Below are 6,827 nucleotides of genomic sequence, written 5' to 3' on the forward strand. Positions count from 1 at the left end.
AAGCGTTTCAATTTGAGTATAGTCGTACAGTCGTTTGCGTATAGGCACACTATCGTTTGCGTATAGGCGAACAATAGAAAGATACCATCTTTCTCCCTGTTACCCATAGGGTTCTCCCCTGCGAGACCTAATGTTTTCCCCTGCGAGACCTTATTGCTCTATCATCTTTCTGGCTGAGCAGGGAATTCTTTGTACCTGTCAGCACTCCAAAGCCGGAAGGTATGCTTGTCCTTGCACCAGCTCAGAATCGTCTCTGCATCGTTGATGTTGAATGGTCGGAGTGTCATCATATCACTCATATTCTTATTTGTATTATAAAAGTTTCTTTACTCCGGGAATCAGCCTTACCAACCAAGTGAGCACGAACGAACAGATGGTGGTAACGATGCCGATGAACATGAACTTACCAAAGGCGCCCATCCAGATGCCGTCAGTGGCATGTTGCAGAACTATCATCAGCAACAGATGGAAGATGTAAGCGCCATACGACTGGGCGGCGCACCACTGCCAGAACTTGCTATCGCAATTACCATACTGGCGGAACAGCCATAGCAGCCCAAAACAGATAAATACGCACAAAAGCGATTCGTAGATGCCAAACCACTCAGTAACGAAAGCGTTCCAAGCCCCACCATCACGCAGATAGATACCTAAAGCCAAAAGGCATCCTATTGCAAGCGAAATGCTTCCCGTGGTGTTACCCATCTTTTCGAGCCAGGCAAACCGACGTGCCAGTATGCCGATAACGAACATCATGACATATTGCAGATAGTGGGCGGGCTCCATTGGCAAAGGGATAATGCCAAAGGGCCATATCCAATGATCCTGCGGGCTGACCTGACGGATGAAGTAACTGCCGATACCCATCACGCCGCCAAATATCAGCAGGCCGATGATGGTGGGGCTCGATGTGCACTCACCATCGATAGGTTTACATATCAATCGTATCAAGGCATAAATCAGACAGAACACCAGCAGACTCTCGATATACCACATATGTCCAATCTCCGGTTTGCCTGTTAAAACAGATATAAGTCCGCCCATCAGCAATAGTGGAATTCCCAAGCGGATAAGTTTCTTCTGTACAAACACCTTTGCCCCCTGCTTATCGAAACTCATAGGCACAAAGTAACCTGAAATCAGGAAGAACAGTCCCATAAAGAAAGCTGCATTGACCGAGAAGAAGTGCCATATCCAAGGCATAAACTCGGCAGGATTGCTGGGATGGTAAGCCCAGTCGCCACCATTACCATAAGCCTGACCGGCATGGTGCATAATCACCAAGACGGTCAGGCAGACCTTCAGATTGTCAAGATAGCAAAGTCGTTTCATCGGTTGCAAAATTACGAAGAATTTCGATTATTGCCAAATAATTATGCTATTTGACTACATTCTTGCCTTCTGCTTCTCTCCGGCACCAGAGCCACGATACTTAGAACGGGCCTCGTTGAACTTCCAGGTAAGGTCGAGCGTGAAGGTGCGACGGGCAGGATTGTGCGTTGTCAGCTCGCGGATGCCGTAGACGATAGCATCCGTCTTGTTAGTATGGAAGGGATCGCTGCAACGGAGGTCGAAGGTCAGCGCGCCCAAGCGCTTCAGGTTGAAGTCGCGCTGCAGTCCGATGTTGGTGAAGAGACGGGTCTTGGTCATGCGGAAATTGGTGTAGTCACCTTTAGAATACCACTGGGCAGAGATATTGAGGCGGAAACCTTGAGGTAATTCGATGTCATTCTGCCAGCCGATAATGAACCAGGGGCGGTTTAAAGTGATGGTAGAGCCATTAGCAGTAGGCGACTTGAAGTCCTGCATCTGGGTGATGACACTCCATGCCGGATGCCAGCAGCCAATGGTGGGGCGTGCAGACAACTGGATGCTGAACTGGTTGTAATCCTCCCAGCTGTTGATGGGACGCACCAGGCTGACAAGGGGATCTTCTGAACCAGGGAAAGGCTCTGTCGACATAGTGAGGGCATCCTTCACTCGGCCATAGTTCAGCATCAGGTTCGCCCATTTGTAGGCAGCATTGAGCACCAGACTATGGGTATAAGTCGGCAATAGATATGGATTACCGCTCTGGTAAGTATAACGGTTGACATAAACCGTCGAACTGGTCAGATTTGAGTAGGCCGGGCGCTGGATGTCTCGACGGTAGGAGAGGGAGAGTTGTGCCTTGCCTATAGGGGCAGAGATGACTGCCGTAGGGAACCAGTCGCCATAGTTGCGACAGACCTCATCCTCCTTTTTACCAAAATTGAAGTAGTCGTTTGTCAGGTGTTCATAGCGCAGTCCTACCTGTGCATAGACTTTGCCAAAAGAGCGACCATACTCCAGGAAGACGGCCGATGATTTCTCATTGATCTCTGTGTCGGTGGTCTTCACAGGCACATAGTTGGTGGATGTAAACGTGTAGGCATCTGTGCGATGGTTATAGCTATATTCGCCACCCAGAGAGAGATTACCTTTCCATACAGGATAGGAGAGGATGAGTTTCGTGGCCCAGAAGTTGTTGCCGCTGTTGGTGCTGCTCTCAAAGCTACGCTCCGTAGAACCGCCTATGGCATCCTTTGTTGTCTCTGTGGTACTGCCTGGCGTCTTGGTGTCGTCGAAGAGACCATCCACGTTGAGGTCAATACCCAGTTGTCCTATCTTGCCGTTATAGTAGGCATTGAATATGTGCTTGCTGATAGTCTCGTCCTGCCAGACACGGCTTTCTGAGTGCTCCATGAACAGGCCATTCTCGTAATTGTCTGTTAAGATTATACCATTGTAGTCACTACTCGGATGACGGTCGAATTTGTAAAATGCACCAAAACTATGGTTTTCATTCAACATGTAGTTCACCTGCAATTGAGGTGACCAGCTCTTCCAGATGCCCTGCGACTCCTGCGAGGTGTTGCTCTTGATGTAATCCGGGCCGACAAAATAAGTCAGTTCATGCTCCTGCATCGACTTATAGTGATTGTAGCGCCCAGCCCACAGCGAGGCAGTAATGTCGAGACCGCCCGTGCGGAAGTTCACGTCGAGGTTGTTGTTCAGCGTGTGACCGTATTGATAGATGAAACCAGCGTTATCCTGAAAACTGAAACCCTCGCCCTGTGCCTTTTTCAGCGTGATGCGCACGACGGCCTTCACCGAGGCGGCATAGCGAGCACCAGGGTTCTGCACCACATCGACGTGCTGAATCTGGTCGGAGCGCAGACGGGAGAGTTCTTTCATGTCCTGCACCCGCCGACCGTTGATGTACACCTCGGCATCGCCACGTCCCAGCACTTTCACGCCACCATCGCGCTCTGCTTCGAGCGAAGGAATCTTCGAGAGCGCATCACTCATGGTTCCGGCCTTTTCCAGTATCGTTCCAGCGACGGTGGTGCGCATGGCGTCGCCCTTCACATGAGTCTTAGGCATCTGACCTTTTACCACTACTTCATTTAGCAGTTGAGTGTCCTCTTTCATCTGGATGGTCAAGCCCTCGCCCGCGTTTATATATAAGGTCTGATAGCCCACGCTGGTCACCTTGAACAGACCTTGTTTTATATCCGTCACAATCTTGAACATGCCTTGCTCGTCGGTCATCGCACCTTGTACAAAAGCCGAGTCGGGCAGCGACAGTAGCACCACGTTCACATAGGGCATCCGCTCGCCCTTCTCATCCAATACTCGTCCGCCAAAGTCTTGTGTCTCAGCGAAACTCATCATTGTCATCATCATAGCAGTCATCAGAACTGCCAGTCTTACGTTAATTCTTTTCATCTTTTCTTATTTTATTTTTTTCGATTGCAAAGATATGACATGTTATCTAATCCTCCTAATTTCTGGGATATTCTGCACAATTATGTGATGAATAGCACATTTCCTACATTCTCTGACGCTCTGCCTGTCCGGCACCAGTGCCCTTATACTTGCTCTTTGAGGCGTTGAAGGTGTAGCGGATGGATATGTCCAAACGGTGACTGCGGCTTCGTGTTGTCTGCACACCGTAGAAGAAGCCACAGTCCTGTGCTACATCCTGCACGCTACGCTGGAATACATCGCTGATGCTGGCACGCAAGCATAAAGCATCGTTTTTCAGCCAGCACTTCTGTACCACAAAACTGACATTATACGAGGGCGAGAGCATACGGAAGTTCAGTACGTCACCTTTGGTCTGGATGTTTGCATTAGCCTCCAACTGCCAACTATGCTTAAAGCGGAAGGTGTTGTTCAGGTCGAAGAAGAAAATGGGCTTAGTGAAGGTCACATCCGTCTTACCTGTATCACTACGAGGATCATCGAACGTCATCGTGTTCCAGAACTTCTGTCCGCCAATCGTCCAGCTTGGGCTATATACACCCCATGTGGGATTGGCCGAGAGGAAGATGGCCAGATTACGAACAGGGTCAGGCAGATTGGCCTGCTTCAGCAGCATGATACCCTCGTTGTTATAGACCATTGGCACCTGTGTGATGGTGTTATCACGACGTTCGTAGGCGGCAAACAGGTTAATCCATTTCCAACGGGCATTGATGCTCACTTCCTGCATCGTAGCATTCTTCAGTTTCGAGTCGCCCTGCTGCAGGGTAAACGAGTTCAGATAATAAATATGGTCGCTCAGTGCACTATAGTTCGGGCGAACGGTTTTCATGGTGTAGCTCAGCGAAGTCTGGATAGGTCCAAACTGCTTTGCCCAGGTAATATTAGGGAAGAACTCATCCTGATAGCGCGTCATATTATTCTCGGCATCCAGGTTGTCCATATAGTCGAAACCCACATGCTCATAACGCAGTCCGGCACTTACGGTACCATATTTCTCCAAGTTAGCATTGTAAGCCACAAAAGCAGCCACATTGTTTTCTTTTACATCCGTATCTGTAGAGGGAAGAGGGTAGTTTGTGATAGCCGAACTGCTCTGTCGCTTCACGAAACTCATCTCTGTTCCCGCCTGCAACTGTCCCTTCCACACAGGATAGCTCAGCACCAGTTTAGCAGCCCAAAGGCGTGACCATGTTTGCGAGTTCTGCTGCATGGTTTGAGTTTCAGGCAAATACACATCTATCAGGTTGCCGGTGGTTTCCTTAGCTGTTGTGAAATCTACATTCAGGTCGATGTTCAGTTTGCCCACCTGACCATTATAATAGGCATTGCTCTGCCAGTTATATGGATAATGGGTATGATCGTCTTGGTGTGAAAGGTCACGCCCTGTGAGATTATTCTCTGTATCCACCCACATGTTGTTGTGCGTTTTAAACTGATCGTGGCGCTCAATTCTGGCACCTAGCGAGTGCTTGTCGTTAATCTGCCAATTAAAGCCCAGGTTGTAGTTCATGCCCTGTCCGTGCCAGTCGTTTCGTATGTGACTGTCCTGAAGAATATTTCTGATACCTTCATCGTCCTTAAGAAAGGTAGATTGCGTAATACGCAGGTCGTTAGGACTATCCCACGACCAATAGTTCACCATACCAAACAGGTCCAGGTTGTTGTGGCGATAACGCAGGTTCAGCGTGCTGCTGGGATCGCTGAAGCCGAACGTCAGGTTCTGATTGTTGGCTGCCATCAGGTCGAAACCGAAACCTGCCCCCTCACGACGAACCGTTTTGATACGTACCACTGCCGAAATGGTGGCATCGTATTGAGCACCAGGATTGGTGATCACTTCCACACTCGCAATCTCCTCTGAACGGAGTCGTTTCAGTTCGTCCTTATCTTGCATCTTTCTACCATTAATATAAAAGATAGGTGTACCCTTGCCCAGCACCTCCAGGTCTTCACCCTTCAGCGTCATTCCTGGTACTTTGGCCAGCATTTCCTTTGCTGTACCCGATTTGCCCAAGACGGTACCTTGAATGGTGGTTATCATCGAGTTGCCCGTCAGTTTAGTTTTTGGCATCTGTCCCTTCACCACTATCTCATTCAGTATTGTCTGATCTTGCTCCATCTGGATGGTTCCTATTTCTGAGCTCCTTACGTCAACATACTTGGTGCGATATCCAATGTACGAGAATCGCAGGATGCAGCAGGCGTCAGTGGTGTTAATCTGGAAAAATCCATCCACATCGCTCGTTGCACCTTGTATATAAGTAGAGTCGGCCGTAAGCAGGGCCACACTTACAAATGGCAGAGGTTCACCCTGTGCGTCAATTACTCGTCCTCCTACATCCTCGGTCTTTGCCTCAGCTGTTAAACACATCATCATTGCAGCTGTCATAGCTACCATTTTCAAACTGATCTTTTTCATTTTTCTAATTATTTAATGTTTTGCCAGTTTGACGTCACACCAGCATAAAAAAGTTGCAATCTACCCCATTTCTGGGATGAATTGCAACATTTTGTGACGAATGGACAATCTGCGATATGTACTATTTCACTATTCCGTAAAGGACCCTATCTCTATCAGATTACCATCAGGATCAGCGACATAACAGGTACGCTGTCCCCAAGGCTCTGTGGTGGGAGGGAGAACGGAGGCGGCACCATTCGTGAGTGCATGCTGGTATTCTTTATCGACATCAGCGAAGGTGGGCACGTCGAATGCCAATTCTACTGTACCATTGAACCCCTCGGGATATTGGAATTTCTGAGCGACCATCTGCTCGAAAGCATCACGCGGGAAGAGGATAATGCGCATGTCGCCCAGCATCATCTCTACATTGGGTTGAATGCCATCCCAATCGGTGGTAAAACCAAAGGCTTTCGTGTAGAAATCGACAGTCGCTTTGTTGTCGTGGGTGAAAAGCCCCACGGTGTTGAATTTGAATCTTTCTTTCATATCATTCATTGTTTAAGTTCAAAGAAATAGAAGTCTGTCCAGCCAGTGTTCTCGGCGTAGAGGTGCTGCTTGCCGCGATACTCGA

The 6,827-nt window shown here is 48.7% G+C and carries 5 protein-coding genes; all 5 read right to left on the reverse strand.

Going from position 1 to position 6,827, the window contains the following annotated elements; translation table 11 throughout:
* Window positions 1-161: 161 nt before the first annotated feature.
* Window positions 162-299, reverse strand: coding sequence for a hypothetical protein (locus tag T491_RS17775; protein WP_155950164.1), 138 nt, complete (start codon window positions 297-299; stop codon window positions 162-164).
* Between the two features lie 13 nt (window positions 300-312).
* Entirely contained in the window at window positions 313-1,332 is a 1,020-nt protein-coding gene (locus T491_RS0114560; RefSeq protein WP_028904536.1) for an acyltransferase family protein, read from the reverse strand.
* 54 nt (window positions 1,333-1,386) lie between these two features.
* Window positions 1,387-3,750 carry an outer membrane beta-barrel protein gene (locus T491_RS0114565; protein ID WP_051523187.1) on the reverse strand — a complete coding sequence of 788 codons (2,364 nt, stop codon included), beginning with the start codon at window positions 3,748-3,750 and terminating at the stop codon, window positions 1,387-1,389.
* Window positions 3,751-3,853: 103 nt separating this feature from the next.
* Window positions 3,854-6,211: an outer membrane beta-barrel family protein gene (locus tag T491_RS0114570; RefSeq protein ID WP_028904538.1), complete on the reverse strand. Its 2,358-nt coding sequence runs from the start codon at window positions 6,209-6,211 to the stop codon at window positions 3,854-3,856.
* Window positions 6,212-6,340: 129 nt separating this feature from the next.
* Window positions 6,341-6,742, reverse strand: a complete 402-nt coding sequence (locus T491_RS0114575) for a glyoxalase/bleomycin resistance/extradiol dioxygenase family protein (RefSeq protein WP_028904539.1) — start codon at window positions 6,740-6,742, stop codon at window positions 6,341-6,343.
* Between the last annotated feature and the right edge of the window lie 85 nt (window positions 6,743-6,827).

Origin of the sequence: Prevotella sp. P6B4 (assembly GCF_000619985.1) — a bacterium.
Lineage (GTDB): Bacteria > Bacteroidota > Bacteroidia > Bacteroidales > Bacteroidaceae > Prevotella.